Source organism: Sulfitobacter donghicola DSW-25 = KCTC 12864 = JCM 14565 (assembly GCF_000622405.1).
Taxonomy (GTDB): Bacteria; Pseudomonadota; Alphaproteobacteria; order Rhodobacterales; family Rhodobacteraceae; genus Sulfitobacter; species Sulfitobacter donghicola.
Genome location: NZ_JASF01000005.1, coordinates 2,325,866 through 2,348,246, shown reverse-complemented (window position 1 = coordinate 2,348,246; position 22,381 = coordinate 2,325,866). Strand labels below are relative to the sequence as shown.

The following is a 22,381-nucleotide window of genomic DNA, read 5'->3' as shown; positions in this document are numbered from 1 at the left end:
ATTCAGCGACGCGGAGGGGCGATTTTGCGACCTTACCGCAAAAGATCGCTGTCAGTGCTTTGCGCGCAAATATTCCATAACCGCAGGACGAACGGTCATCTCGCCCCTGTCCTGCGCCTCTTGGATCACGGCGCGCACCTCGGCCAGATTGCTCCGCCGCAACAGGCTTTTTACAGGCCCGATGGATGCCGGCCGCATCGACAAAGAGCGCATCCCGATCGCCGCAAAACACAGCGCCTCAACAGGGCGGCCCGCGTCTTCTCCGCAAAACGACAAAGGCGTGCCCGTCGCATCACAGCGCTCTACAATCCGCTCAAGAAAGCTCAGAAAGCTGACGTTCAACGTGTCATAGCGCTTGCGCACCCGTTCGTTTTCCCGATCCGCCGCAAAGAAAAACTGCTTTAGATCATTGCCCCCGATCGACAAAAAACCGACCTCTTCAAAGAACTTATCCGGTGCAAAAGCCAGACTTGGCGTCTCTAGCATCGCCCCCACCTCGATAGAGGATGGCAGTTTGTGGCCCAGCTTGGCCTCGCGGGCCAATGTCTTGTCCACTTCTGCGCGGGCTGCGCGGTATTCCTCAAACTGGGCAATAAACGGGAACATCACCGTCAGCGGCCCACCATCCGCAGCGCGGCACAAGGCCTGAAGCTGCATCCGCATAATCCCCGGTTTGTCCAACCCGACCCGAATAGCACGCCATCCCAGCGCGGGGTTGGGCTCTTCATTGGGTTTCATATAGGGCAGCACCTTGTCCGACCCGATATCCAGCGTGCGAAAGACCACCCGCTTGCCCTGCGCGGCATCCAGAACACGTTTGTACAAAACGCTCAGATCCGCGCGGCGTGGCATCTGGTTGCGAACCAGAAATTGCAGCTCGGTGCGAAACAGCCCTACGCCCTCGGCGCCCGAGTTTTCCAACGAGGGAAGATCCGCCATCAAACCCGCGTTCATCTGCAAGCTGATTGTCGCCCCGCATTCGGTTGTGGCGGGTTTGTCACGAATGGACGAATAGCGCTCCTGCGCCGCCTCCTGCATCGCGATTTTGTCCCGAAAGGCGGTGGCAACCGTATCGTCAGGGCGCAGATGCACAATGCCCTGCTCGCCATCCACCATGACGTGATCGCCATTCAGCGCCTCATTGGTGATCCGCCCCGCATGTACAATCAACGGGATCGCCAAGGCACGCGCAACAATCGCCGCATGAGACCCGACCGACCCTTGTTCAAGGATAATCCCCCGCAAGGAGCGCCCGTATTCCAACAGCTCCGCAGGCCCAATATTACGCGCAACCAGAATTGGATCGCTCGGCATTTCAGCGCCAGTATCCGATCCTTGCCCCGTCAAAATCCGCAACAACCGGTTAGACAGATCATCCAGATCGCTGAGCCGTTCGCGCATGTAATTATCAGAGGATTGCCCAATACGAGACTGGGCCAAAGATTGCTCTTTTTCCACCGCTGCCTCGGCAGATAGCCCCTGCGTAATATCCGCCTGCATCCGCCGCATCCAGCCTTTGGAATTCGCAAACATCCGATAGGTTTCAATGACTTCCTGTTGGTCCTTGTCCCCTTTGGCCATGGTCAGCATCTGATCAACACTCAGCCGCAGCGCATCCACTGCTTCGGTCAGGCGCTGTGCCTCGCGCTCTGGATCATCCGCGATCGGGTTAGAGACAACAACGCGCGGCTCATGCAGCCAGATATGGCCCTCGGCCACGCCCTCTTGGGCCACGGTCCCGCGCAATAGAACGGGCTGGCTGTGGCGGGCCGACATCGCTGCCCCCTCGCCCACAAACGCGCCCAGTTCGGTCATCTCGGCCAGAACCATCGCGACGACTTCCAGCGCATAAACCTCGTCCATGTTGAACTCGCGCGCGGTCTTGGACTGGGTGACCAGCACCCCCAATGTATCGCCCAAACGCTGGATCGGAACGCCAACAAAGCTTGAATAAATCTCTTCGCCCGTTTCCGGCATATAGCGGAAACCCTTCGCCTGAGGCGCGTCAGAAGTGTTGATAACAAGGCGCTTTTTCGCGACACGCCCCACCAGACCTTCGCCCATCTTCATGCGCGTCTGGTGAACCGCGTCTTTGTTCAACCCTTCGGTCGCGCACAGCTCTAGCGTGTCTTCATCGCGAAACAGATAGATCGAACACACCTCGCACCCCATAGAGGTCGCGATCAAATGTGTGATTTTATCAAGCCGCGCCTGACCTTCATCATCACCGGCCAACGCATCCCGCAGACGGCCCAACAGTTTTCTACTGTCGCTTTCAGTACGTTCTTGCATGCCATCCCTAGTCTCTACTTGCGCCGATTGTACCCGCACCAACCATAGATTGGGAGAGATAAATACGCGCAAGAAGAGAATAGCTGATTTGACGCATGAAATTCATGCACCACATCAACCCAATGAGGCAAGCCATTGGATTTAAATACGTTTACCCAGCCGCGAAATGGCGCCTTAGGTTTTCGGCTTATCCAGCTCAAACGCATCATGCAAAGCTTGCACCGCAAGCTCCATATATTTGCGATCAATCAGCACGCTGATTTTGATTTCCGAGGTTGTGATCACTTTGATATTCACACCCTCATCCGACAGCACCTTGAACATCTTGGCGGCAACGCCTGTGTGGCTGCGCATGCCGATGCCAACAACCGAAACCTTGGCCACGGCTTCATCCGCGATCAGTTCCTGATAGTTAATCACACCATCATCAGCGGCCTTTTGCATCGCAAGGTTTGCACGCTGAACCTGATCCACAGGACAGGACCATGTCATGTCGGTGCGGCCCTCTTCGGCGATGTTCTGAACGATCATATCAACGTTCACGCCACCATCACTGAGCGCCCCAAAAATGCTGGCAGCAATGCCCGGACGGTCCGCAACCGAAACCAGCGTCATTTTCGCCTCATCACGGCTGAACGCGATCCCTGCGACTACATTGCTTTCCATAATTTCCTCCTCATCGCAGACGAGCGTGCCAGCTTCGTCGCTTTGTTCTTCAAAACTCGACAACACGCGCAGCTTAACCTTATAGCGCATCGCCAATTCAACCGAGCGTGTCTGCAAAACCTTCGCGCCCAGCGACGCCAGCTCCAACATCTCCTCAAACGAGATCTTGTCCAGCTTGCGCGCCTTGCTCTCGACGCGCGGGTCGGTGGTATAGACGCCATCAACATCCGTATAAATATCGCAGCGCTCGGCGCCAAAGGATGCGGCAAAGGCAACCGCCGTGGTATCAGACCCACCGCGCCCCAGCGTGGTGATGCGGCCCTCGGGGCTGACCCCCTGAAAACCTGCAACCACAGCAACCTTCATACCATCCGCGAATTTCGCCATGATATTTTCTGGCGGAATCGCCTCGATCCGTGCTGCCGAATGCGCCGAAGTCGTCTGAACCGGAACCTGCCAGCCCTGCCAGCTGCGCGCCGGCACGTCCATTTCCTGCAACGTCAGCGCCATCAGGCCAGCCGTTACATTTTCACCGCTGGACACAACCGCATCATATTCACGCGCATCATGCAGCGGAGAGGTTTCATTGACCCAGCCAACCAACTCATTGGTTTTGCCCGACATTGCCGAAACAATGACGATCACGTCATAGCCTTTGGCCACCTCAACACCCACACGTTTTGCCGCGCGGCGGATACGGTCCAAGGTGGCAACGGATGTGCCACCGAATTTCATTACCAATACTGGCATAAGACCCTCGTCGTCATAACTCCGCGCTGCTCTACGCTAGCAGCGGCGCAGGTGCAAGATCAGTAGGGGTGCGGCCGCCCGTCCCATGTCTCGAAACAACCGGTATTTTCTAGGGAAAGCGCCTCAAATCGTGCCGTTAGCCCGCTTACCGCTTCGTCCACAGTTATTTCCGCGGCGCCACCGCCCATGTCGGTCTGCACCCAACCCGGGTGATAAATCCCCACGGCGATTCCTTCGGATTTCAAATCCGTCGCCAAATTGCGCCCAAGGTTCAGCGCCGCCGCCTTTGAGGCGCGGTAAATATAGCTGCCGCCGGGGGCGCGTTCGGACGATCCCATCTGCGATGAGATAATCGCAACCCGAGGGGCCGCAGCACGGCGCAAATGCGGTAACAACGCCTGAACGCTCAGGAAAACACCCGTTACATTCGTGGCAAAGCTTTGCGCCCAAAGGTCGGCGCCATAGCCCGTTTCAATGTCATCACCTTTATCCAGATAGACACCCGCGTTGCAGACCAACAGATCAATGGCCCGCCCCTCCAGCTTTTGGGCCATCTCGCGATGGCCACTGGGGTGGGTCACATCCAGCGTAACATCAGCCGCAAACGACCGCCCCGTGCCGACCACATCAAGGCCCTGCGCACGGTAATGCGCTGCCAGGCTAGCGCCAATTCCGCGCCCTGCCCCTGTAATCACAACCGTCATCCTACGATCCTTTACGCCTTACTGTAATTTTTGCTTTGGCTTGAACGGCAAGGGCACCACTGGCACGCCATCCTCGATCAACGCGCGCGCCTCTTGGGCATTTGCCTCGCCATAGATCGATTCTTCGGGGGCGCTGCCTTCGTGCATATCACGGGCTTTTTGCGCAAACTTGCCCCCGACATATGTGGCGTTTTCTTCCACGGCACGGCGCATTTCAGCGATCGGATCGGCCTGATCCGCAGGTTCTGCCGCCAGCGGCTCAGGCGCTTTGTCTTTGTCTTTATCCGCAACAACTTGCGGCGCCATCAGCGATTTTTTCACATCCGACACACCACAAACAGCGCAGCTAAGGTGCCCCGCCTTTTCCAAAACGTCAAAAGCCGAAGCTGATTGAAACCAGCTTTCAAACACATGACCTTCTGAACATTTCAACGCGTAACGGATCATTGGCTTGGGTCTTTTCTAGAATTCATACCTCAGGATGGGGCATCAGCCCCGCCTCGGTCAAGCAGAGGCAGATTTTTTCGGAGGGGTAAAACCCGTGATCAGCTTTCCCAGCTCCTTGTGCTGCACCATCTTCGCCGCCTTCTTACGCGACACCCATTTGCGGCGACGGTCGCGCACCTCTGGGAATTTAGACCTTAGTTTCTTGACCTTGACCGGATATAGCATCGCAAGACAGGGAATGGTCTCTTCGCCTTCGCGCAGCCGTTCATAAGAATAAACGCCGATGCAATCATCGCTGGCCTTGCCAACAACACCCGCCTCTTCCCATGCCTCGATCAACGCACAAGCCGCAGGGGTCTTCCCCTCCATCGGCCAGCCCTTGGGCACGATCCACCGCTTGCGGCGGCGCGATGTAATCAGCAGTATCTGCACCTTGCCCGCTTTGCGCCGCCAACAAAGCGCACCGAATTGCGTGCGCGCGCTATCCTTTGCGCCACCGTGTAAAGAAATCGGTAATTGATTGCCCATGATGCGGAAACCCCCGCCCTTAACCTTGTAACAGGGACGTCCTAACGTGATTTCAGGCCCAAGGCCACCCATGCGGCTGCCCCTTGCAGGCCTGCTCTGCTTGGCGGATAGTCTGCACCATATGCGATACCTCTTTGCCTTCATCATTTCAGCGGCTTTTCTTGCCCAACCAGCCCGCGCAGAGCCGATTACCGTCTTTGCGGCAGCTTCATTGCGCAACGTGCTGAGCGAGATCGCCCAAAGCTACCCCGATACTGTTACGTTTTCCTTTGCAGGATCAGGTAAACTGGCACGGCAAATCGCCGCAGGCGCCCCCGCAGACGCGGCCGTCCTCGCCCATAGCGACTGGATGAGCTGGCTCAAAGAGCGCGACCAAATCGACGGCGATATCCAACCCGAAATCGCAACAGGCAGGCTTGTCCTCATCTCCCAAAAGGATGCCGCCCCCCTGCCAGCCCCTGACGCAACCATCCTAATGGCGGCGCTAGAGGGCGGTCGCCTTGCCATGGGCCAGCGCGATGGCGTTCCCGCAGGAAACTACGCCCGCGAATGGTTGCAACATATCGGCGCGTGGGATGCCCTTGCCGGCTCTTTGGCCGAAACGGATAATGTGCGCGCCGCTCTTGCGCTGGTTGCCATGGGGGCTGCGCCCCTTGGCATTGTCTATGCCTCCGATGCCCAAGCAGACCCACGGGTAAAAACCATCTATCCCATACCTTCCGATGCCCATTCCGCGATCCGCTATCCCGCAGCCGCGCTCACCGATGCAGGGCAACCCTTTGTTCAGCACCTGCTAAGCCCCGCCTCCCAAAGCGCATTTGCAAAACACGGATTTAGCCAATGACGCTGGATGCCGTCGCATGGGAGGCCTTCCGCCTGTCGCTTTGGGTCGCTGTCTGGGCGACCCTGATCGCCGTGCCCTTGGCCCTTTGGATCGCATGGGTTTTGGCCCGCAAAGAGTTCTGGGGCAAATCCCTGTTGAACGCCCTTGTGCATCTACCACTGGTCCTGCCGCCTGTTGTAACGGGCTATATCCTGCTCTCTTTGTTTTCACCCGCCGCACCCGTTGGCAGCGCGCTGGAAAGCATCGGCATCGCGCTGGCCTTTAAATGGACAGGCGCGGTTCTGGCCGCGATTGTCATGGGCTTTCCCTTGATGGTGCGGGCCATGCGCCTCGCCATCCAAGCCGTTGATCCAAAGCTGGAAGAGGCCGCCGCAACCCTAGGGGCATCGCGCGCCAACGTCTTTGCGCGCGTGACCCTCCCCCTCATCACACCTGGCATTCTTGCAGGGGCGGTCATGGGCTTTGCCAAAGCCATGGGCGAATTCGGCGCCACCATCACCTTTGTCGCCAATATTCCCGGTCAAACCCAAACCCTGCCCGTTGCCATCTGGACCGCGCTTCAAATCCCTGGTGGCGAAGGGGCCGCCGCCGCGATGGCGCTGCTGTCCTGCGCCGTTGCCCTTGGCGCCGTGTTTCTCTCCGAAGCCCTTTCCCGCCGTGTTGCGGATCGGATCGGAGGGGCAAAATGAAGCTTGCGCTCAAACACCAGTTCAACGGCTTTACCCTTGATCTATCCCTAGAGGCTGGCACGGGTGTGACCGCCCTGTTTGGACACTCAGGCGCTGGGAAAAGCACCGTCATCAACGCCGTTGCGGGCCTGTTGCACCCCGATAGCGGATATCTTGAGGTAGACGGCCAAGTCCTGATGGACACCAAAAGTGGCCTCCACGTGCCCGCCCATAAACGCCGCTTTGGCACCGTGTTTCAGGATGCCCGCCTGTTCCCCCATCTGGACGTTTCACAAAATCTGGATTTTGGCACCCGCTATGCCCCGAAAGGAACCAAGGTCAACCGCGACGAAGTGATTGACCTGCTGGGCCTTGCCAGCCTTCTGTCACGCGCCCCCAACACCCTATCGGGGGGCGAAAAGCAGCGCGTTGCCCTTGGGCGTGCACTGCTCAGCGGGCCACGGATGCTGCTCATGGATGAACCATTGGCCAGCCTTGATAGCGCCCGCAAACAGGAAATCCTCCCCTACCTAGAGCATTTGCGCGACGGCCCTCTCGGCTTGCCCATCCTCTATGTCAGCCACGCCTTGGAGGAAATCACCCGCCTTGCCGATACGCTTGCCCTGATCAAAGGCGGAAAAATCGCCGCCCAAGGCTCCCTCACCGAGGTCATGGGTGACCCTGCTGTGGTTCCGCTGCTAGGGGTGCGCGAAGCAGGTGCCGTGATCGAGGCAACCGTCCTCAGCCACGCCAACGACGGGCTGTCCCAACTGGCGATCAGCGGCGGCACATTAGACCTCCCCGGTGTAAAGGCCAGCGTCGGCACGCGGGTCCGCCTGCGCATTCTGGCCCAAGACATCATGCTGTCGCGCACACGGCCAACAGACCTAAGCGCCCTGAACATCCTGCCCGTAACCGTTCAAGATATCCGCATGGGCGATGGCCCTGGTGCTGCGGTTTCACTGCTGGCAGGCGAGGACAGGCTTTTGGCGCGCGTCACCCGCCGCGCGGTGAGCGCCCTAAACCTCACCAAAGGCGCCGAGATCTTTGCCGTCCTAAAGGCCACCACCGTCGCCCCCTCCAGCATAGGACGCTGAGCCTAGACCGGCGCGAGGCTCTTCATCCTGACGGCAAGGCGCTTGTTCAGCTCTTCGGGGGCGATGTCAGCCTCGATCGCCAGTTTGCGCAGGGCAAAATGAACATGGGCCATTTCCTGATAATAGCTTGTATAGGCGTAATTCGTCGCAGCACCTGCCACCGCACCTAAAACGGGCACGGTTTGCGCCGCCAGCTTTTGCCCCATCACCACCGCCAATCGCGGAGCCACTTTGTGAATGACAGCCTGAACAGCCTTGCCCGATAGCGCCAACCGCGTGGTCAAAAAGGCAAGGTCAGATCCGTCATCATTCGCCAATGGCCCTGCGGCCGAAAAAACCTGAACACAGTCAAAGCGAACCGATTCCGATTTCGGGTCAAACCCGTGCTCTACCGCGACCCCTTCGATCACCCGCAACAACAGCGTGGTGGTGACAGGCAGCTCGGCCAATGCGGTTGGTAAACCGCCCGCGCCGCCCGCCGCCCCCATCGCCGCCGACACCGCCGTGTTCAGCCACGAGGCCTGATCGGGCACCCTTTCGCGGCTTTTGCTGGCTGCGGTCATAGCGTGGTCTAGCGCCTTTACCGTTGCGCCCTCCAGCTGCTTGCGCACGCTGGCTGGCAAACGATCCAACAGGTTTTCCGCCTGCCCGCCAATAAGGTTCAGAACATTGATCCCCACACCGCTCGCGGCCTTATAGCGCCGCGCGATCTTTTCCAGCTCGGCATCTACATCCAGTTTGATCGGCAGGTCGTCCTTGCTCATTCTTCTCTCCCTTTGGGGATAATGTGGGCAATCCAACCGTGATTTTCAACGGGCGCGGGTGACTTCGCCCGTTATGCCAGCCCATGCGCCCTCCCTCAGGGCACGCCCCAAAACCCGCTCTGGGTTGGTGGGTGGAGGCATCAAAACACCGTCTAGCCGCTCAAACCCGTAGCGCCCGTAATAAGGGGCATCGCCAACCAGCATCACCCGGTCCCAGCCTTGCGGCCCCGCGCGTTCTAGCGAGGTTTCGATCAACAGCGCGCCCAGCCCCTCACCCTGACGGGTGGGGTGCACCGCCACTGGCCCCAGCAACAGACAGGCATGCCCGCCCACCTCAACAGGCCAAAACCGGATTGCGCCTGCCAGAATGCCCAGATCATCCCGCGCCACAAGGCTCAGCCCCGCAACAGGGGCCACACCATCGCGCAGGCGATAAGACGACAGCGCCGTACGGCCCGGCGCAAAGCAGGTGTCGTACAAGGCCTCCACTTCCCAAAGGTCGTCTGGCGTTTCTGCGATCAGGTCGTACACTTTGGGATCGGCTCCGTCGGTTTTCCACTGGTCAGCGGCCTATCACGGGGCTAGCTCTGGTTTCAATCACATCAGAAAGGCAATTCATGTTCTATCGTCCGGCAGAAGGCCACAGCCTGCCCCATAATCCCTTCAACGCCATCGTTACCCCACGCCCCATCGGCTGGATTTCCACCCGCGATGCTCAGGGCCGCGACAACCTTGCGCCCTATTCGTTTTTCAACGGTGTCGCCTATGTTCCCCCGCAGGTGATGTTTGCCTCTACTGGCGTCAAAGACGATGTGGACGGCACCAAAGACAGTATGGCCAACATCCGCGAAACAGGCGTATTCTGCGTGAACGTGGTTGAATATGCCGCCGCCGATGCGATGAATAAATCCTCTGCCACCCTGCCCCATGGCAGCGATGAATTCGCCCATGCAGGCATCGAAAAGGCCGAATGCGACGCCATCAATTGCGCGCGCGTTGCCAGTGCACCTGCATCCCTCGAATGCCGCATGACGCAAATCATCCAGATCGAAGGCGAAACCAACTTTGTCTGTTTTGGCGAGGTAATCGGCGTGCACATGCGCGACGATTGCATTGTAGAGGGCCGTTTCGATGTGTCGCGCTATAACCCGCTTAGCCGACTGGGGTATCGTGATTATTCCGCCGTCCGCGAAGTGTTCGAGATCATCCGCCCAGACGATTGATCCAATCACCGCCCCCAAAACGACATCGCGCGCCAAACAGGCGCGCGATGAGTATTCAGAATTTAGTGGCTGCCCAAGACGCCCGTGCGGACCTGATAGTCCACCGCGACCTGATAATCAGGATCATCATCACTATCGATCATCAGGTGGCCCGCTTTGGTCAGCAGCGCATGGCAATCGCGGGTCAGGTGCCGCAGTTCTAACCGCTTGCCAGCTTCTTCGTATTTACCAGCCATCGCCTCGATCGCCTGTAGGGCGGATTGATCCACAATGCGGCTGTCTTTGAAGTCCACAATCACCACTGCTGGATCTTCGGAAACGTTGAACAATTCCGAGAACCCCTCAGCAGAGCCAAAGAACAGCGGCCCCTGAACCTGATACACTTTGGCACCCTCAGGCGTGGTGTAGCTGGTCGCGTGAATGCGGCGCGCATTGTTCCACGCATAGGCCAAGGCGCTCACGATCACACCGACAACAACGGCAACCGCAAGGTCTTCGTAAACGGTGACAACCGTCACCAGCAAAATCACAAAGGCATCCGTCAAAGGTACCTTGCGCAGGATCGTCAGGCTGTTCCACGCAAAGGTACCGATCACCACCATGAACATCACACCAACCAAGGCAGCCAGCGGGATCAGCTCGATCAGCGGCGCGGCGACCACGATGAACAACAACAAGAACACCGCAGCAGCGATCCCCGCCACGCGCGTGCGGCCACCGGATTTCACGTTGATCATGGATTGGCCGATCATCGCGCAACCGCCCATACCGCCGAAAAAGCCCGTCACCGTGTTGGAAACACCCTGCGCGATACACTCTTGGCTGGCACCGCCGCGCTTGTTCGTCATGTCACCCACAAGGTTCAGCGTCAGCAAGCTTTCGATCAGACCAATCGCCGCCAAAATAACAGCATAAGGCGCAATGATATAAAGCGTCTCAAGGTTAAACGGCGCAAGCGCAGTACCATACAGCCCCTCACCCGTGCCAAACGGGTTGTGGAAGCTCGGCAAACCACCCTGAATCGAGGCCAGATCCCCCACGCGCGGCACATCCATACCCGTGAAAATAACAACCGCCGCAACAATCCCGATCCCCGCCAATGGCGCTGGAACCAGCTTGGTAATACGCGGCATGACCCAGATGATCGCCATTGTCGCAGCAACCAGCGCCAACATCAGATACAGCGGCGTGCCAGACAGCCACTCGCCCCCCGACATGCCATGGCCCGTATCAACCATTGTGCCGGGCACTTTGAACTGCCCCATCTGGGCTAGGAAAATCACAATCGCCAGACCATTAACAAAGCCCAACATCACTGGATGCGGCACAAGGCGAATGAACTTCCCCCACTGCATGACACCCGCAAAAATCTGCAACAGCCCCATCAACACCACCGTGGCAAACAGATACTCAACCCCGTGCTGAGCAACCAACGCCACCATCACAACGGCCAAAGCCCCCGTCGCACCGGAAATCATCCCCGGACGGCCGCCAATCAGCGCCGTGATCAAACCCACCATAAACGCCGCATAAAGCCCGACCAACGGGTGAACCCCAGCGACAAAAGCAAAGGCAACCGCCTCAGGCACCAAAGCCAAAGCAACGGTAAGGCCCGACAGAAGCTCAATCCGCACACGCGAAACCGAGAACCCGTCCTCGCCCATCCAACGCAAATCCGTCACGTCTTTGGGCGTTAAGCTTTGGGTAAAACTACGAAATGTCGAGCGCACCATAAGGGCATCCTGTCTGATCAATGATAAGGCTTGGGTTCTGCGTCAAAACGCGTTGCCGCCCGATACCAACAATACCCCCAAAGTGCAAACCCCGCCTGTGGCCAAACGCGTCCCGATGCACAATGTGATCCCCACCACACGCAAACGGCGGGAAAATGAGCGCATCCGATCCCTGAGCATCATAAAGTTACACCAACTCTCGTAACGGAGCAGGAAAGAGCAAAGCGGTTGCTTAGTGTAGGAAGGGGCCTTTGGAATGCCGCATGAACGGCCCAGAGCCGCCGTTCAATAGCCGCTCAAAATTCTGCAGGCGCAGCCCGCACAGCGGACATTGGCCACCTCAAATCAGCGTTTCCAAAAGCGCTTTGTATTCGGCTTTTTAGCCTTGAGATGTTTCTTTAGATCGGTGAAGCCACCAATCTTTGCCCCATCAATGAAGATGAGAGGCGTCGTTGTGATGTGGTGCTTGTCTTTGAACGCATCGGTTTCCCGCCGTGTTCGCAAGATGTGCTCTTCAATGTCATAGTTTTGTTGTCGCAATAGATCACGGGCCGCCGTCCCATACCCACATGTATAGTTCGGTAGGTCCATGCGATACAAAATAGCCTTGGGCATTCGAACGGCTCCTTTTTTCTTTTTTGGAGGTTAGGATTTCCTGTCCGAAGCACAATGCAAAGTTGATAACTTTTCCGTTGATGCAAGCGGCCCAAACACTACCTTGACTGAAACAGGCCACGCCGCAGCGCGGCTTTGCCGAACCGGCCATTCGTGCATCATGCAACATTTTCAGGTGTTCCCCGAAAGGTCGCGTTCAGCCTAATATGTAAATTTACCAAATCCGCTTAGGGCTGCGGGCGGTCATGTCTCGCGAAGCGATGAACGACAGCAAAATCTCTCGCGGCCAGCCGAGTTTTTTCAAAAACTCCGAACATCACGGGTGTCCTCGGCCCTGAAAACTAAAACCCGCCTATGCACTTACCTGTGCACTTGCCCGTGTACGCGCGGTGCACAGTCGGTGCACAACATGTGACACCCTAATCCCACGCAAATGTGTGGTTGCATTCCGCCCCCCTGCGCGCCACCTTTGGGTCAGGCTCGACAAAAGGACATCCCATGACTTCGACGAAAATCGCTGTAATCGGCGGCTCTGGCATTTATGATATTGAGGGTCTTGAAGGCGCTGAATGGACCACTGTGGAAACGCCTTGGGGGGCGCCTTCTGATGCGATCCTGACAGGCACGCTAGAGGGGATCGAGATGGCCTTTTTGCCGCGCCACGGACGCGGCCATGTGCACACGCCCACCACCGTGCCCTACCGCGCCAATATCGACGCGCTCAAACGTCTAGGCTGCACTGATGTGATCTCGGTTTCCGCCTGTGGGTCCTTTCGCGAAGAAATGGCGCCCGGTGATTTTGTTGTTGTAGATCAGTTCATTGACCGCACATTTGCGCGCGAAAAATCCTTCTTTGGCACAGGCTGTGTGGCCCATGTGAGCGTCGCCCACCCCACCTGCCCGCGCCTGTCGGATGCCTGCGAAACCGCCGCCCGCGCGGCGGGGGTGAACGTGCACCGTGGCGGCACCTATCTGGCCATGGAAGGCCCGCAGTTTTCCACTCTCGCCGAAAGCAAAATGTACCGCAACAGCTGGGGCGCGGATGTGATCGGCATGACCAATATGCCCGAGGCCAAGCTCGCCCGCGAGGCGGAGCTCTGCTATGCCTCCGTCGCGATGATCACCGATTACGACAGCTGGCACCCTGACCACGGCGAGGTCGATGTCACTGAAATCATTAAAACATTACAGGGCAACGCCGCCAACGCACGCGATCTGGTCGCCCGTCTTCCCGCCCTGTTGGGCGCTGAGCGCGCGCCCTGTCCCCATGGCTGCGACCGCGCGCTAGAATTCGCTGTGATGACCCAGCCAGATGCACGCGATCCCGCGCTGGTGGCAAAACTAGACGCTGTTGCAGGGCGGGTCCTCTGACCGCGCGCCGCCTCGCTGCGGCCCTATGCTGCGCTGCCTTTCCATTGGCGGCGCAGGATGCAGTTATCAGTGACGGCCCCCTCACGCAGGAGGCGTTTTACAGGCTCGTCGCTTGCGCAGCCCCGCAGGATCAACCCTGCGCAAAACCCTTCTACCATTGGCAATCGCGCGAGATCACTGTTGGCATTGTCCAGCGCGACAAGCCTTTTCTAGGCGGCAAAATTAAACGCGCCGAGGCCGCAGTGGTGCGCGCGTTGCAGCACCTCAACGCTGTGGATATGGGGGTTTCATTGCGGCAAACAGCAGACGACCCAGACATCGCCATTCATCTATTGGATGTGGCCCGAAGCGAGACGATCAACCTTGGGCCAGACCACCTGTTGCACGGGCTTCGAATGGCCAATGCAATTACCGCGCTGGATGTGGAGGGCAGCAGGATTATTGGCGCCTCAATCGCCCTGTCGCGCACCATGACCATCCGGCAATATGAATCCGTTATGCTAGAGGAAATCACCCAAGCTTTGGGCCTGCTCACCGATATCGAAAACCCATATTATCAAAGCAGATCAATCTTCTCGCAGAACGCTGACAACAGCTTGAAAACCCTTGGCGAACAAGACAAACTTGCGCTGATCCGCCACTACCCCCCTCACTGAAAGTTTCCCTATGTCCTTTGATCTTTGGCTCACCTTTGCAGCGGCCTCTCTGGCGCTGCTTCTGATCCCTGGCCCCACAGTTTTATTAGTGCTTAGCTATGCCCTGTCCAAAGGGCGCTCGGTGGCGGTTGCTTCGGCTGCGGGTGTTGCTTTGGGGGATCTGGCGGCGATGTCGGCCTCATTGGCGGGGCTGGGCGCGCTGGTGTTGGCCTCGGCTACCTTGTTCACCGCGTTGAAATGGGTCGGGGCGGCCTATTTGATTTATCTAGGCGTCAAACTGATCCGCTCGGCCCCTACCAGCGGGCTAGACATGCCACAGGCCGATGACATCACCGCGTCACGGGTTTTTGGCCACACCGCAGCGGTGACCGCGCTGAACCCCAAAAGCATCGCGTTCTTCATCGCTTTTGTACCGCAGTTTATTCGCCCGGATGCAGCGCTGCTGCCTCAGTTCACGATCCTGATCGCCACCTTCGTCACCCTTGCAGCCCTTAACGCGTTAGCCTATGCGCTGGCAGCAGATCGTTTGCGCCGTGTCATTTCGCGGCCCAACATTATCGTATGGATCACGCGCGCGGGTGGCGGAGCCCTCATCGCGATGGGTGTCCTAACCGCAACTTTGCGCCGGAGCACATCATGAAAAACGTCAGAGACTACATTCGCACCATCCCCGACTTCCCCCACGAAGGGATTATGTTTCGCGACGTGACAACCCTATTCTCGGACCCGCGCGGGTTTCGCATGGCGATTGATCAGATGCTCCACCCCTACGCAGGGACCCGCATCGACAAGGTCGTTGGCCTAGAGGCACGTGGTTTTATCATGGGCGGCGCAATTGCCCACCAGCTAAGCGTGGGCTTTGTGCCGATCCGCAAAAAAGGCAAGCTACCTGGTAAGACCTTACAACAGGATTACAAACTGGAATACGGCGAGGCGACGATGGAAATCCACGATGACGCCATTCAAGCTGGTGAAAAGGTTTTGGTGGTCGACGACCTTCTTGCCACGGGGGGCACTGCCGAAGCAGGCATCAAACTGCTAGAGCGGCTCGGCGCGGAAATCATCTCGACCAGCTTTATCATCGACCTTCCCGCCCTTGGGGGGCGCAAGCGATTGGAAGCTATGGGGATGGATGTTCAAATTCTATGCGAGTTTGACGGGCTTTAACGCAGCACAGCACCAGGGTTCATGATGCCGTGAGGGTCTAACCCTGCTTTGATGGCCCGCATCGCGCCCATCTTGGCGGGGTCGGCAAACCGCTCAAGGTCGGACACCTTGAACCGCCCGACCCCATGTTCAGCCGAGATAGAGCCGCCAAGGGAATCCACCAGTTCATGCACCGCTGATTTGATCTCGTCTCGTTGGCTGTCGTGGTCGGATCTGCTGCGCCCAGCCTGCGCAAACACGTTATAGTGCAGGTTCCCGTCGCCGACATGTCCAAAACAGTTGATCCTGAACTCCCCCATCCGTGCCAAGGTCTCTCCCGCCTGCGCGATGAAGGTCGGGATCGCGCCCAGCGGGACCGATATATCGTGGCTAGAGATTGACCCGATCCGTTTGTTCGCTTCGGGGATGCTTTCGCGGATGGTCCAGAAACGAGCCGCCTGCGCAGAGGATTGCGCGATCACACCGTCCGTGACCAATTCCGCCTCAGCCGCCTGTTCAAACAATGTTTCCAGCCCCGCTTGCGGGTCCATCCCTTTGGCCAAACCCAGCTCGATCAGCACGCTCCATTCTGGTGGCGTATCAAAGGGCTGGCGCACCTCTGGCATGGTCTCGCTCAGAAACTCAAACCCCTGCTTGTGGATCAGTTCAAACGCGCTGACCATCTCGCCAAAAAGGCTGCGCGCCATGCCCAGCAAAGCCAGCGCCGCCGCGGGGCTATCCACAACCAGCAAAGCCGTGCCAGTGACCGCAGGACGGGCGAACAGCTTGAGCGTAGCGGCCGTGATCACCCCCAACGTCCCCTCGGCACCAATCAACAGGTGTCGCAGATCATATCCTGTATTGTTCTTGCGCAGGCGTGTCAGCCCGTTCCAGATTTCGCCATTTGGTAAAACCGCCTCAAGCCCAAGGCAGAGGTCGCGCGCATTGCCATAGCGCAAAACACCTGTCCCCCCTGCATTCGTGGCGAGGTTCCCTCCGATGCGGGCTGTTCCCTCAGCGGCGAGCGACAGCGGGAACAGCCGGTCTGCTGTTTCGGCGGCGGTCTGAATATCCGCCAGAATGGCACCAGCCTGCGCGACCAAGACATTTTCCTCTGGATAGATCGCGCTGATCTTATTCATGCGCTCCAGCGAGAGGATCAAAGGAGTTGGCCCATCGGGCATAACCTGCCCCCCGACCAGCCCCGTCCCCCCGCCATAAGGCACCACAGCGACCCGCGCCTCATGGGCGAGCCGTATTAACGTCGCGACCTGCTCGGTCGAGCGGGGCTTGGCCAAAACACCTGCCTGCCCTTTGAACCGGCCTCGCGGCTCTTCGAGGTAACCTGCCGATGCGGTTTCGATGATCCCATCGGGCAATGCGGATGCCAGTGTTGCGGCAAAATCAGGGCTAGCGGGATTTAGGGTATGTGTCATATTCTTTTGATCCAATGCCCCTGCAGCGGATGCAAGCAAAACCCGCAATCTTGCTGCTGCGACTAAGAAAATACACATTTTCCTGACGATATATCCCGCTCTGGCGTGATCGCTTGTTGCAAAAGAAGTTCAAACTTTCCTGAACCTTCGCGAGAAAAGCCGCTCTGGGCTTCTGAGCGCCTCACAAGCTGTCACAGGCATTTCATTTGATCAAAGCCGGTTTCGCCCCCATCTCATTAACACACAGCAACACTAGGCCCTTGAAAGGAGCTTTCTATGAAACCGATCATCGCGACATTATCCGCAATCACCCTTACAGCCGGCCTTGCGTTGGTTGGCTCCGCTGCAGCGGCTGATGGGAACAAAATCACCTATCATCAGAATGGCGTCACTTGGAGCACGTCAAATAACATCAGCGTTTTTGGGTCACGCACACGCGACCGTTCATTCAGCGAAAACCGCCACGGGTACCACTTCGGGTCCCCAACACATGGTTCTTATGGCCGTGAGGGCACCTATACCAGATCTGTTGTGAATGCACTGCGGGCTAAAAACCGCCGCAGCAAACGCCATGTTCAGCTAAAGCGCAACTGATCCATCTGCTTAGGTGGCGGTCGTTTTCCCTCGGCGATCGCCCCGCAGCGCGGCATATAGAACATGTGTCCGCCAGCGCCCGTCAATTTGCAGATAGCTTTGGGCCACACCTTCATATTTAAAACCCGAGCGTTCAAGCAGCCCCCGAGAGGCGGTGTTTTCGGGCAGGCAAGCCGCCTCAATCCGGCTTAGATCTAGATGGTTGAACGCGTAATGCACAACCGTCTCGATGGCTTCACGCATGTAACCCTGACGGGTAAACGCCTCACCCGTCCAATAGCCAAGCGTCCCAGCCAAGGCAGGCCCACGGCGAATGTTATCCAAGGTAATCGCGCCCAGCAGGGTCTGATCCGAGCGCCGCACCAGAAACAGAGGCATGGCCGTGCCTGCATTGATCGAACGATTTGCCCAATAGACCCTATTCGAAAACCCTTTGCGGGTTAGATGCTCCTCTGACCATGAGGGCTCCCATGGGGTCAGGAAGGATCGGCTGGCGCTGCGCAAGGCCACCCAAGGATTGAAATCCTGATGGGCTGGCGCGCGCAGGGTCATCCGCTCGGTTTCCAGCTTTAGCTTTCGTCGCCCCAACAACATCAGGCAGCGCGCCTTGCCTCTAGCGCCTGCAAGGTCGGCGCATTTTCAACCGGACCATAAAGCGCCAGCGCGGCGGGTGCGGTCGTGGCCATACGTTCGGCAAAGTCACGCACATCGCCTGTTGTGACAGCATCAATTTGCGCAATCGTTTCCTCCAGTGGCGGGATACGATCCCAAATCTGGATCAGACGCGCCAAACGCTCGGCGCGGTTCGACGGGCTTTCTAGTCCCATCAGCAATCCGGCCTTCATCTGCGCGCGCGCGCGCGCCACCTCGGCGGGTGACATATCGGATGCGGCGCGCTTCATCTCGTCGATGGTGATGCCTGCAAGTTCGGGCAATTGCTCCCCCGAGGTACCTGCATAGACCGTCATCATGCCTGTATCGGCATAGGCACCTGCCTGCGCAAAAATCGTGTAACACAGGCCGCGGTTTTCACGGACCTCTTGGAACAGGCGGCTCGACATGCCGCCGCCAAGGGCCGAGGCGTAAATCTGGGCCACATAGATATCATCCGCGCGGTAGCCCGGGCTTTCGAAACCCAGTGCAAAATGGGCTTGTTCCAGCGCCTTGCTTTGGCGGTGTTCACCGCCTGCAAACACAGCTGGCAACGCAAGCTGGGATGATTTCGGCTTCATATCGCCGAACAGTTTTTCCGCCATTTTCACCAGCGCGTCATGATCCACCGCACCAGCGGCAGACAGGATCATCTGTTCTGGGCCATAATGCTGGTCAATGAACCCGTTCAAATCCGTCCGGTTAAAGCTAGAGACACGCTCGGCAGGGCCAAGGATGGTGCGGCCCATGGGCTGATCGGGATATGCTTTTTCCTGAAGCCAGTCGAAAATCACATCATCGGGGGTATCTAACGCTTGGCCGATTTCCTGAAGGATGACACCGCGTTCAACTTCGATCTCGGACTCGTCCATCACGGGGTTGCGCAGGATATCTGCGATCACATCCAATCCCAGCGGCACATCGTTTTCCAACACGCGCACGTAATAGGCTGTCACTTCGCGCGAGGTATAGGCGTTGATATAGCCGCCAACATCCTCAATCGCTTCGGCAATCTGCAGCGCCGTGCGGGTTTTGGTTCCCTTGAAGGCCATATGCTCTAGGAAATGGGCGATGCCGTTTTGCGCTGGCGTTTCGTGGCGCCCTCCGGCGCCAACCCATACCCCGATCGAGGCCGAGGCCAGCCCCGGCATGTGTTCTGTTACGATGCGAAAGCCATTGGACAGGCGGTGCGTTTGCAATGTCACTGAGCGATCAGTCCTTTAATTTGGGTCTTGAGGGCCTCTAGGTCGTTTGCCACGCGGGTCACGCGCTCAGCACGGTCATAGAGGTCGGCCATACGCGGAGGCAAAGGCGGGCGAATGCCTGTGGCTGCTTCGACCGCATCGGGGAATTTGGCAGGGTGGGCTGTGGCCAGCGTGATCATTGGAGTCGCAGGATCGCGTTTCTCGTTTGCGACTTTCACACCGACTGCCGAATGCGGGCATAGAATTTCACCGCTGCGCCCCAGCATATCTGTGATGGTCGCCGAAGTTTCCTCTTCCGAGGCGCGGCCAGAGGTGTAGTTTTCCGACAAAGCCTGCGCCGCGCCTTGGCTGACATCAAAACCGCCTTGGCCCAGTTCGGCCATCAGCTGCGCAACCGCGCTGCCGTCACGGTCATAGGCGTCAAACAACGCCCGTTCGAAATTCGAGCTGACCTGAATATCCATCGACGGGCTGATGGAGGGGTGGACTGTGTCTTTGTGATACCCCTGCCCTGACAGGCAGCGGTGCAGGATATCGTTCTGGTTGGTCGCCACAACAAGCTGATCAATGGGCAGGCCCATCTTTTTGGCGATGTAACCCGCAAAGATGTCGCCAAAGTTGCCTGTCGGCACGGTAAAGCTCATCTTGCGATCAGGCGCGCCCAAGCTGACGGCGGAGGAGAAGTAATACACAACCTGCGCCAGCACACGGCCCCAGTTGATCGAGTTCACGCCCGCCAGCTTTACGCCATCGCGGAATTCGAAATCGTTGAACATGTCTTTCAGGCGTGCTTGGCAATCGTCGAAATCGCCATCAACGGCCAATGCATGCACGTTGCGTTCAACGGGGGTTGTCATCTGGCGGCGCTGCACTTCGGAGACACGGCCATGCGGGTATAGGATCACCACATCCACATTGGCCAAACCGCGGAAGGCCTCGATCGCGGCCGAGCCTGTATCGCCCGAGGTCGCGCCAACAATTGTCACCCGCTCGCCCTTGCGGCCCAAGGCCAGTTGGAACATCTGCCCAATCAACTGCATCGCAAAATCTTTGAACGCCAGCGTGGGGCCGTGAAACAGTTCCAGCAGGAAGTGGTTCGGCGCCAGCTCTTTCAGCGGCGCGCGCGAGTCATGGCCGAAATCGGCATATGCCTTGGCGATCAGATCGCGAAATTCGGCGTCCGTGAACGTGTCCCCGATAAAGGGGCGCATGACGGTAAAGGCGACCTCTTCGTAAGACTGCCCTGCCATCGCGGCAATGTCATCATGGCTGAGCTGCGGAATGGTTTCGGGAACATACAAGCCCCCGTCACGGGCGAGCCCCGTCAGCATGGCCTCTTCAAAGCTAAGGGAGGGGGCGGTGCCACGGGTAGAGATATAGCGCATGGGTCAGCTCGTTGATTTAGGCGCGCGGCGGGCGCGCAGGATAAAGGCTAGTGTCATCGCCATCCAGATCGCGGCAAGCGAGAACCAAGTGATAGCGTATTCAAGGTGGTCGTTCGGAATCGCGGTGGTGTCAACAGGAAGCGGTGACACAGGGGAATCATTGAAGGATGTTTGCTTTGCTACAACTAGGATCGGGTCGGTTTGCAGGGCTGCGGCCATGGCATCGACATCACGGGCAAACCAGATGTTTTTGGCCAGATCGGCCTCGGGCGTAAAGCTATCGGTTTCTTGGGGCCATTGCAGGTTACCTTGCAGGCTCACCTGCCCGTCATGGGTGGGGATATCGGTCTGCGCCACAGGGACAAACCCGCGATCCACCAAAATGCGGCGCCCGCCAACCTCCATGGCCGAGATGATGCGGTACCCTGCCCCGATCTCTTTCTGGCTGACCAATACACGCAGATATTGCGCGCCCAAAGTTCCGGTGACGGATACGGGCAAATAGATATCCGACGTTGGATCAGGGTTTGCAGGCAGCGCAACGGGGGCGGCATCTGCGCGGGCATTGATATCTGCGATAACGCCCTGTTTCCACTCCAACCGTTGCACCTGCCAAAACCCCAACCACAACAGGATCGCAGCACCGCCAACACCAATAACAAGTAGGAATAGATTTCGGCGCATGAAGCCCCCAGCGGATGGTTAGAAAAGAAAAACGCGCGAGGCATAGCCCCGCGCGTTGGTGTTTAAACTCTGTACCTAAAGGTGCAAGCCCGTCCTTAGGAAGGGATGCCCCAGATGTAGACCGCGAAGAAGAGGAAGAGCCATACAACATCAACAAAGTGCCAGTACCAAGCAGCGGCTTCAAAGCCGACGTGCTGTTCGGATGTAAAATGGCCCGCACGCGCACGCAGCCAGCAAACGAACAAGAACAAAGTACCGATCACAACGTGGAAGCCGTGGAAACCTGTCGCCATAAAGAAGTTGGAATAGAATTCGTAGCCGCCGAATTCCCAACCTTGGTGCAGCAGGTGTTCGTATTCATAAGCCTGTAGGCAGGTGAATAGAACGCCAAGGAAAACAGCGATGATCAAACCGTTTTTCAGGTCTGCGCGGTTGTTACCATGTACCAAAGCGTGGTGTGCCCATGTAACCGCACAGCCAGACAGCAAAAGGATCAATGTGTTGATCAGCGGCAGGTGGAAGGCGTCAACGGGGTAAACCTCTGGCGGGATGTAGGTTGTGCCCACATATTTATCCATCGGATAGATCGCGTGTTTGAAAAAGCTCCAGAACCACGCAGCAAAGAACATCACTTCGGACATGATGAACAGGATAAAGCCATAGCGCAGACCGATCTGAACGGCAGTCGTGTGATCGCCGACCTTGGCCTCATCTACAACGTCGGACCACCATGCAAAGCTGGTGTACAAAGTACCTACAAAGCCAGCCCAAAAGACGAAGGACGTAACATCGTGCATCCACAGAACACCGCCTGTGAGCATAACAAAAGCAAACAGCGCGCTCAGCAGCGGCCAAGGTGACGGGGGTAGAATGTGATAGTCGTGATTTTTTGCATGGGCCATGGCGCGCGTCCCTATGTCCT

General features: G+C 57.9%; 24 protein-coding genes. 9 read left to right on the top strand and 15 right to left on the bottom strand.

Annotation, left to right across the window (positions count from 1 at the left end):
- Positions 1-51: 51 nt before the first annotated feature.
- The 5 genes from ptsP to Z948_RS0112735 all read right to left on the bottom strand — a co-directional run bounded on the left by ptsP (position 52) and on the right by Z948_RS0112735 (position 5,459).
- Positions 52-2,292 carry a phosphoenolpyruvate--protein phosphotransferase gene (gene ptsP, locus Z948_RS0112755; RefSeq protein ID WP_025059951.1) on the bottom strand — a complete coding sequence of 747 codons (2,241 nt, stop codon included), beginning with the start codon at positions 2,290-2,292 and terminating at the stop codon, positions 52-54.
- A 174-nt stretch (positions 2,293-2,466) separates the two neighbouring features.
- Entirely contained in the window at positions 2,467-3,708 is a 1,242-nt protein-coding gene (locus Z948_RS0112750) for an aspartate kinase (RefSeq protein WP_025059950.1), read from the bottom strand.
- A gap of 59 nt (positions 3,709-3,767) precedes the next feature.
- A complete protein-coding gene (locus tag Z948_RS0112745; RefSeq protein WP_025059949.1) occupies positions 3,768-4,412 on the bottom strand; it encodes an SDR family NAD(P)-dependent oxidoreductase in 645 nt (214 codons plus the stop codon).
- An 18-nt stretch (positions 4,413-4,430) separates the two neighbouring features.
- On the bottom strand, positions 4,431-4,859 hold the full coding sequence (locus Z948_RS0112740; RefSeq protein ID WP_025059948.1) for a DUF1178 family protein: 429 nt from the start codon (positions 4,857-4,859) through the stop codon (positions 4,431-4,433).
- A 57-nt stretch (positions 4,860-4,916) separates the two neighbouring features.
- Complete coding sequence (locus Z948_RS0112735; protein WP_342665863.1) at positions 4,917-5,459, bottom strand: NUDIX hydrolase; 543 nt, start codon at positions 5,457-5,459, stop codon at positions 4,917-4,919.
- Between Z948_RS0112735 and modA the strand changes: the two genes are divergently transcribed.
- From modA to modC, 3 genes are read left to right on the top strand one after another with little or no spacing between them, the layout of a single operon-like run.
- Positions 5,458-6,231 (top strand): molybdate ABC transporter substrate-binding protein, encoded by a 774-nt coding sequence (gene modA / locus Z948_RS0112730; protein WP_245604576.1) that lies wholly within the window; start codon positions 5,458-5,460, stop codon positions 6,229-6,231. The genes Z948_RS0112735 and modA overlap by 2 nt on opposite strands.
- Positions 6,228-6,920, top strand: coding sequence for a molybdate ABC transporter permease subunit (gene modB / locus Z948_RS0112725; protein ID WP_025059945.1), 693 nt, complete (start codon positions 6,228-6,230; stop codon positions 6,918-6,920). Before modA ends, modB begins: the two co-directional genes overlap by 4 nt.
- The gene (modC, locus tag Z948_RS0112720; RefSeq protein ID WP_025059944.1) at positions 6,917-7,996 is read left to right on the top strand and encodes a molybdenum ABC transporter ATP-binding protein; all 1,080 of its coding nucleotides are present in this window, start codon (positions 6,917-6,919) and stop codon (positions 7,994-7,996) included. Before modB ends, modC begins: the two co-directional genes overlap by 4 nt.
- A 2-nt stretch (positions 7,997-7,998) precedes the next feature.
- On the opposite strand, the gene Z948_RS0112715 is transcribed toward modC, so the two are convergent.
- Together Z948_RS0112715 and Z948_RS0112710 are read right to left on the bottom strand one after the other, a co-directional pair.
- A complete protein-coding gene (locus Z948_RS0112715; protein ID WP_025059943.1) occupies positions 7,999-8,760 on the bottom strand; it encodes an EcsC family protein in 762 nt (253 codons plus the stop codon).
- 45 nt (positions 8,761-8,805) lie between these two features.
- The gene (locus tag Z948_RS0112710) at positions 8,806-9,291 is read right to left on the bottom strand and encodes a GNAT family N-acetyltransferase (protein WP_025059942.1); all 486 of its coding nucleotides are present in this window, start codon (positions 9,289-9,291) and stop codon (positions 8,806-8,808) included.
- A gap of 86 nt (positions 9,292-9,377) precedes the next feature.
- Here Z948_RS0112710 and Z948_RS0112705 point away from each other — a divergent pair, with 86 nt between their 5' ends.
- Complete coding sequence (locus Z948_RS0112705) at positions 9,378-9,983, top strand: flavin reductase family protein (RefSeq protein ID WP_025059941.1); 606 nt, start codon at positions 9,378-9,380, stop codon at positions 9,981-9,983.
- Positions 9,984-10,045: 62 nt separating this feature from the next.
- On the opposite strand, the gene Z948_RS0112700 is transcribed toward Z948_RS0112705, so the two are convergent.
- Positions 10,046-11,716, bottom strand: a complete 1,671-nt coding sequence (locus tag Z948_RS0112700; protein ID WP_025059940.1) for a SulP family inorganic anion transporter — start codon at positions 11,714-11,716, stop codon at positions 10,046-10,048.
- A 345-nt stretch (positions 11,717-12,061) separates the two neighbouring features.
- Positions 12,062-12,331, bottom strand: coding sequence for a glutaredoxin family protein (locus tag Z948_RS0112690; protein ID WP_025059939.1), 270 nt, complete (start codon positions 12,329-12,331; stop codon positions 12,062-12,064).
- Positions 12,332-12,829: 498 nt separating this feature from the next.
- On the opposite strand from Z948_RS0112690, the gene Z948_RS0112685 reads away from it, so the two are divergent.
- From Z948_RS0112685 to Z948_RS0112670, 4 genes are read left to right on the top strand one after another with little or no spacing between them, the layout of a single operon-like run.
- The gene (locus Z948_RS0112685; protein ID WP_025059938.1) at positions 12,830-13,702 is read left to right on the top strand and encodes an S-methyl-5'-thioadenosine phosphorylase; all 873 of its coding nucleotides are present in this window, start codon (positions 12,830-12,832) and stop codon (positions 13,700-13,702) included.
- A gap of 44 nt (positions 13,703-13,746) precedes the next feature.
- On the top strand, positions 13,747-14,358 hold the full coding sequence (locus Z948_RS0112680; RefSeq protein WP_025059937.1) for a DUF2927 domain-containing protein: 612 nt from the start codon (positions 13,747-13,749) through the stop codon (positions 14,356-14,358).
- A 10-nt stretch (positions 14,359-14,368) separates the two neighbouring features.
- Complete coding sequence (locus Z948_RS0112675) at positions 14,369-14,998, top strand: LysE family translocator (protein WP_025059936.1); 630 nt, start codon at positions 14,369-14,371, stop codon at positions 14,996-14,998.
- Positions 14,995-15,525 carry an adenine phosphoribosyltransferase gene (locus tag Z948_RS0112670; RefSeq protein ID WP_025059935.1) on the top strand — a complete coding sequence of 177 codons (531 nt, stop codon included), beginning with the start codon at positions 14,995-14,997 and terminating at the stop codon, positions 15,523-15,525. The genes Z948_RS0112675 and Z948_RS0112670 overlap by 4 nt, the downstream gene beginning before the upstream one ends.
- Here Z948_RS0112670 and Z948_RS0112665 read toward each other — a convergent pair.
- Positions 15,522-16,940, bottom strand: a complete 1,419-nt coding sequence (locus tag Z948_RS0112665) for an FAD-binding oxidoreductase (protein ID WP_025059934.1) — start codon at positions 16,938-16,940, stop codon at positions 15,522-15,524. The genes Z948_RS0112670 and Z948_RS0112665 overlap by 4 nt on opposite strands.
- A 276-nt stretch (positions 16,941-17,216) precedes the next feature.
- Between Z948_RS0112665 and Z948_RS0112660 the strand changes: the two genes are divergently transcribed.
- The gene (locus tag Z948_RS0112660) at positions 17,217-17,534 is read left to right on the top strand and encodes a hypothetical protein (protein WP_025059933.1); all 318 of its coding nucleotides are present in this window, start codon (positions 17,217-17,219) and stop codon (positions 17,532-17,534) included.
- A gap of 9 nt (positions 17,535-17,543) precedes the next feature.
- Here the strand turns inward: Z948_RS0112660 and Z948_RS0112655 are convergent, their stop codons facing one another.
- From Z948_RS0112655 to Z948_RS0112635, 5 genes are all read right to left on the bottom strand, one after another.
- Positions 17,544-18,128 carry a GNAT family N-acetyltransferase gene (locus tag Z948_RS0112655; RefSeq protein WP_025059932.1) on the bottom strand — a complete coding sequence of 195 codons (585 nt, stop codon included), beginning with the start codon at positions 18,126-18,128 and terminating at the stop codon, positions 17,544-17,546.
- Positions 18,128-19,390, bottom strand: coding sequence for a M16 family metallopeptidase (locus Z948_RS0112650; protein WP_025059931.1), 1,263 nt, complete (start codon positions 19,388-19,390; stop codon positions 18,128-18,130). Before Z948_RS0112650 ends, Z948_RS0112655 begins: the two co-directional genes overlap by 1 nt.
- Positions 19,387-20,775 (bottom strand): threonine synthase, encoded by a 1,389-nt coding sequence (thrC, locus tag Z948_RS0112645; protein WP_025059930.1) that lies wholly within the window; start codon positions 20,773-20,775, stop codon positions 19,387-19,389. The genes Z948_RS0112650 and thrC overlap by 4 nt, the downstream gene beginning before the upstream one ends.
- Before the next feature lie 3 nt (positions 20,776-20,778).
- Positions 20,779-21,459: an SURF1 family protein gene (locus tag Z948_RS0112640; RefSeq protein WP_025059929.1), complete on the bottom strand. Its 681-nt coding sequence runs from the start codon at positions 21,457-21,459 to the stop codon at positions 20,779-20,781.
- A 95-nt stretch (positions 21,460-21,554) separates the two neighbouring features.
- A complete protein-coding gene (locus tag Z948_RS0112635; protein ID WP_025059928.1) occupies positions 21,555-22,361 on the bottom strand; it encodes a cytochrome c oxidase subunit 3 in 807 nt (268 codons plus the stop codon).
- Positions 22,362-22,381 lie beyond the last annotated feature (20 nt).

Excerpts from the sequence above, each read along its gene's own strand:
- ptsP (WP_025059951.1), bottom strand. The coding sequence starts at position 2,292 with ATGCAAGAACGTACTGAAAGCGACAGTAGAAAACTGTTGGGCCGTCTG.
- Z948_RS0112750 (WP_025059950.1), bottom strand. The coding sequence starts at position 3,708 with ATGCCAGTATTGGTAATGAAATTCGGTGGCACATCCGTTGCCACCTTG.
- Z948_RS0112745 (WP_025059949.1), bottom strand. The coding sequence starts at position 4,412 with ATGACGGTTGTGATTACAGGGGCAGGGCGCGGAATTGGCGCTAGCCTG.
- Z948_RS0112740 (WP_025059948.1), bottom strand. The coding sequence starts at position 4,859 with ATGATCCGTTACGCGTTGAAATGTTCAGAAGGTCATGTGTTTGAAAGC.
- modA (WP_245604576.1), top strand. The coding sequence starts at position 5,458 with ATGCGGCTGCCCCTTGCAGGCCTGCTCTGCTTGGCGGATAGTCTGCAC.
- Z948_RS0112735 (WP_342665863.1), bottom strand. The coding sequence starts at position 5,459 with ATGGGTGGCCTTGGGCCTGAAATCACGTTAGGACGTCCCTGTTACAAG.
- modB (WP_025059945.1), top strand. The coding sequence starts at position 6,228 with ATGACGCTGGATGCCGTCGCATGGGAGGCCTTCCGCCTGTCGCTTTGG.
- modC (WP_025059944.1), top strand. The coding sequence starts at position 6,917 with ATGAAGCTTGCGCTCAAACACCAGTTCAACGGCTTTACCCTTGATCTA.
- Z948_RS0112715 (WP_025059943.1), bottom strand. The coding sequence starts at position 8,760 with ATGAGCAAGGACGACCTGCCGATCAAACTGGATGTAGATGCCGAGCTG.
- Z948_RS0112705 (WP_025059941.1), top strand. The coding sequence starts at position 9,378 with ATGTTCTATCGTCCGGCAGAAGGCCACAGCCTGCCCCATAATCCCTTC.
- Z948_RS0112700 (WP_025059940.1), bottom strand. The coding sequence starts at position 11,716 with ATGGTGCGCTCGACATTTCGTAGTTTTACCCAAAGCTTAACGCCCAAA.
- Z948_RS0112690 (WP_025059939.1), bottom strand. The coding sequence starts at position 12,331 with ATGCCCAAGGCTATTTTGTATCGCATGGACCTACCGAACTATACATGT.
- Z948_RS0112685 (WP_025059938.1), top strand. The coding sequence starts at position 12,830 with ATGACTTCGACGAAAATCGCTGTAATCGGCGGCTCTGGCATTTATGAT.
- Z948_RS0112675 (WP_025059936.1), top strand. The coding sequence starts at position 14,369 with ATGTCCTTTGATCTTTGGCTCACCTTTGCAGCGGCCTCTCTGGCGCTG.
- Z948_RS0112670 (WP_025059935.1), top strand. The coding sequence starts at position 14,995 with ATGAAAAACGTCAGAGACTACATTCGCACCATCCCCGACTTCCCCCAC.
- Z948_RS0112665 (WP_025059934.1), bottom strand. The coding sequence starts at position 16,940 with ATGACACATACCCTAAATCCCGCTAGCCCTGATTTTGCCGCAACACTG.
- Z948_RS0112660 (WP_025059933.1), top strand. The coding sequence starts at position 17,217 with ATGAAACCGATCATCGCGACATTATCCGCAATCACCCTTACAGCCGGC.
- Z948_RS0112655 (WP_025059932.1), bottom strand. The coding sequence starts at position 18,128 with ATGTTGTTGGGGCGACGAAAGCTAAAGCTGGAAACCGAGCGGATGACC.
- thrC (WP_025059930.1), bottom strand. The coding sequence starts at position 20,775 with ATGCGCTATATCTCTACCCGTGGCACCGCCCCCTCCCTTAGCTTTGAA.
- Z948_RS0112640 (WP_025059929.1), bottom strand. The coding sequence starts at position 21,459 with ATGCGCCGAAATCTATTCCTACTTGTTATTGGTGTTGGCGGTGCTGCG.
- Z948_RS0112635 (WP_025059928.1), bottom strand. The coding sequence starts at position 22,361 with ATGGCCCATGCAAAAAATCACGACTATCACATTCTACCCCCGTCACCT.